Below are 4010 nucleotides of genomic sequence, written 5' to 3'. Positions count from 1 at the left end.
GGCGCCAGGGACCTCTCCAGGAACGTGGACCTGAGCCTGGGGAAATACAGCCGCATCGGCGTCGTTCCCAATGACGGCGACGTCGCCGGCACGCGCGCCGAGGCGGCGGACAGGAGCCCCATCTTCAAGGCCAAGACGATCGATTATTACTACCTGGGAGGCGATGGGCCCCGCCTGACCATCCAGCTGGACCCCTCGCAGCTTACCGCCAGGACGCTCAAAAAGGGCTGGATATCCCTGGTCGGTTCCGTTAAGGCGGATAACTGGAAGAAGCTGAGCGCCAAGGACGCGGCGGGGGAAGCCTTTGCGAAGGTCCGGGTCTCCTGGCTGAACGCCTCGAAGGACATCGTCCCGGGCAATGCCGCCTCTGAGGACGCAAGCGCCCGGGTTCACCTGGACGACGATAAGTTCACGATCCTGCTCGAGGTCTTCGAGGACGTCAAGGCCCCGGAGAATCCCGCGCCGCAGCCGAACCCGAACCCCAATCCCAATCCCAACCCTGGGCCCAACCCCAATCCTAACCCTAACCCGAACCCCGGGCCCAATCCCACCCCCTCTCCTGACAAGCCTGACCAGCCGTCGCCGGACAAGCCCCAGCCGGACACCCCGGCGGACCCGGACGAGAATGCCGTCCCGAGGGATCCGGAGCAGTGGGAGGTGACGACAGGCGAGCCGGACGCGGCGGGGAACGTGCCCGTGAGGCTGCAGGTGAGGATATCGCTGCCCAAGCCGCCGGTCGCGGGTTCCCTGAAGGCGGACGCCACTGGGTTCGTCCCCGGGACGCTCACGGTCGAGGCCGTTCAGGAAGGCGGCGCGAAGGCCTTGGCGGAGGGGCTGGAGGCAGAGGCTATGGAACAGGAGGCTGCATCTGCCCAGGCCTCGAGCTACGGGCTTCGTATCTCGGGCAAGGTGGCCAGGGGCCAGTGGGATACGGCCAGCATCCGGGCGATACGCTGCAGGCTGGAGGGCGTCGAGGGCGAGAGGACCATCGGCCTGGGCGAACGGGGAGTCCTCCTGAAGTCCATGAAAAAGCAGGAGCCGGAGGTAAAGCCCGAGGAGAGGAAAACCTCCGGGAGCGGCGGTTGCGACGCCGGCTTCGGGGGACTGCTCCTCCTCTCCGCTGCGGCTCCGTTCCCGTTCCGCAAAGTGTTTAAGGCAAGATAAGACAGCATGTCATGCGGCTCTCCCCCGCCGTGCCCCTGGGGGGTGGGGGGCCGCGTATGTCGCTACTGGGAGCAAAGGTAAAGGAGTGTTTCGATGTTGAAGCGTTGCAGGTGTTGGCTCTCGGTCCTGCTGGCCTGTCTGCTGTCGGCGACGGCCTGGGGATCGGAGCGCTCGGAGTACGTCGAGGGGCAGGCCCTGGTGGTGCTGAAGGGCGGGGTCTCGCACGTGACGGCCGCGGACGTCTCCCACGGGGGGGCCCGAAGCCAGCTGAACCGCGTGGCGGCCTCCGCCCGGGCCCGGGTCCTCAGCACGTATCCCGCGCTGTCCGAGGCATCCGGCAGGGAGGTCTTCGCCCTGGTGGCGTCGGACCATAAGACAACGGAGGAGCTAGTCCGGGAATTGGAGAAGAACCCCAACGTCCTGGCCGCCTCTCCGAACTACAGGGTCTACCCTTTGAAAAGCCCGGACGACCCCCAGTATGCGGACGGCAGCCTTTGGGGGATGAAGAAGATCAGAGCCCCGGAGGTGTGGGATACGACGACGGGCAGTCCGGACGTCTACACGGCGGTCATCGATACGGGCATCGCCAGGGACCACGAGGACCTGAAGGACCGCTTCAGCTTGGAGTACAGCCGTAACTGCTGCGGTGGAGAGGAAAAGGACATCGAGGACAGGAAGGGCCACGGGTCCCACGTCTCCGGGACCATCGCGGCGACGGGGAACAATGCCAAGGGCGTGGTCGGGCTCAACTGGAACGGGGGGATCATCGCGCTCAAGGTCTTTCCGGACGGGAAGGACGGCGCGTCGGACGCCGACATCGCGAAGGCCCTCGACTACCTGACGAAGCTCCTGCAAGGGAACCCCTCCTTGAAGGTCCCCGCCGTGAACCTGTCGCTTGGAGGATACGAGCGCAACAGTCCGGGGAAAAACGTTGGATCGCCCATGTGGCGGGCCTACAAGGCGCTGAGCGACCTGGATCGGACCGTGATCGTGGTCGCGGCCGGAAACGAGGGGCTCGAGGTCGGCAGGCCGGCCCCCTTCACGGACTACGCAAGGAGCGTCGTGCAGGGCCATTACGTCTACCCGGCCTCCTACATCGGAATCGACAATCTGGTCGTCGTGGGCGCCATGCAGAGCGACGACCAGGGGGCTTCCTTCAGCAACTGGAGCGATACGAACGTCGACATCGCGGCCCCCGGGTCCGGCATTCTGAGCTCGATCCCGCGAGAGGCTCCCAATGAGAATGGCTTGCCGTACAATAAGGATTATGACCGGTGGAGCGGCACCTCCATGGCGGCGCCTCACGTGGCGGGGGCGATTTCCCTTCTGGCCTCCATCTTCCCGGACAAAAAAGCCTCGGAGCTCAAGGCGGCCATTCTGGAGGGGGCCAACCGAGGGATCAATCCCGTCGCGAAACCCGATCCGGAGGGGCCCAACCACGTGGGGCTCAACGCGTTGGGGCAGAAGCTCTCCGTTTGGGGAATGCTGGACGTGAAGGGTGCGTACGATCGGCTCAAGACCGGAGGCTCCACCTCCCCTCACCCCCTCGAGGTCCCGCGGGACTCCTGGAACATCTCTGTGGGGCCCGGAAGGGCGGGATATAAAAAGGTCATCCTCACGGCGAGCTTCGACCTTAAGCCCTTGAAGGGCAAAGCGCCCGGTGCCGTAAAGGTTTTCTGGAGGAACGACCCGGAGAGCGTTCAGGCTGTCCTGGACGTTTCCTCAGAGATAGGGCGAATCCGCATCGAGGGGACAATCTCGGAGGACCCGTTGGACTATACCGTCCTCAGGAGGCTCACCTACGAGGTTGATAACCGCAGCTTCGCCGCAAAACTGCAGGGCGCGCCCATGCTTCTCCGCAGGATCGCGGGGTATCCGCCCATTCCGCCGTCCCCGGTGGTCCTGAAAAAAGGAAACTGGAAGGTCTTCATCAATAAGGAATCCGACGGCGATACCTGCCGCGTCTGGGTGGAGGCTCCCTTCAATACGGGGTGGCGCAGCCCTTCGAGCCCCGATGTCGAAGTCGTCGACGTTCCCGGAGTCGAGTTGATCACGGCGGCGTACTTCGACTACGCACAGGACGGAAGCGGATGGCGGCTCATCTGGAGGGGCAGGATCCCAACCGCTCGGCTCAAGGCGTTCGGGATCGCCTCGATCCGATACAAGGTCAGGGAATGGAATGACGTTATTGAAGCGACGCTGTCTCCGTCCCCGATGATGATCAAGGATATGCGTGGCTTCAAGGATCCCTCCGACCCCACGCAGCCCAATCCCAACCCCAATCCTAACCCTAACCCTGGGCCCAATCCCGGGCCCAATCCCAATCCCGGGCCCAGCCCCAGGCCTCAGGACCCCGCGCCGGACAGACCCAAGGACCCCTCTCCCGGCAAGCCATCGCCGGAAAAGCCCAGGCCGGATGAGCCGGAAAACCCGGACGACAACTCCGTCCCGAGGGACCCCGAACAGTGGGGGATCACCGTGGGCGAGCCGGACGCGGCGGGCAACGTGCCCGTGAAGCTCGAGACGCGGATATCGCTGCCCAAGCCGCTGGTCGCGGGCTCCCTGAAGGCGGACGCCACCGGGTTCGTACCCGGGACGATAACGGTCGAGACCGTGCGGGAGAAAGGCACGATGGCCCTCGCGGAGGATCCGGAGGCGGACCCCCTCGAGCGGACCGCCTCCACCCAGGCCCTGAGCTACGGACTTCGGATCGCAGGCAAGGTGGCCAAGGGGCAGTGGGATACGGCCAGCATCCGGTCGATACGCTGCAGGATGGAGGGCGTCGAGGGTGAGCGGACCATCGGCCTGGGCGAACGGGGAGTCCTCCTGAAGTCCATGAAGAAGCA

Annotated in this window: 2 protein-coding genes; both read left to right on the top strand. The window is 65.1% G+C overall.

Going from position 1 to position 4010, the window contains the following annotated elements:
* Nucleotides 1–1164 (top strand): hypothetical protein (locus Q0176_RS10465; RefSeq protein WP_299302610.1); only part of this gene is annotated, 1164 nt, incomplete at its 5' end.
* Nucleotides 1165–1257: 93 nt separating this feature from the next.
* Nucleotides 1258–4010: S8 family serine peptidase (locus tag Q0176_RS10460; RefSeq protein ID WP_299302607.1), on the top strand; the 2753-nt coding region annotated here is incomplete at its 3' end.

It is taken from the genome of uncultured Fretibacterium sp. (genome assembly GCF_938040765.1).
In the GTDB taxonomy this organism is placed as follows: Bacteria; Synergistota; Synergistia; order Synergistales; family Aminobacteriaceae; genus CAJPSE01.
The sequence above is the reverse complement of the archived record's forward strand: the minus strand, read 5'-3'. Positions and strand labels throughout refer to the sequence as shown.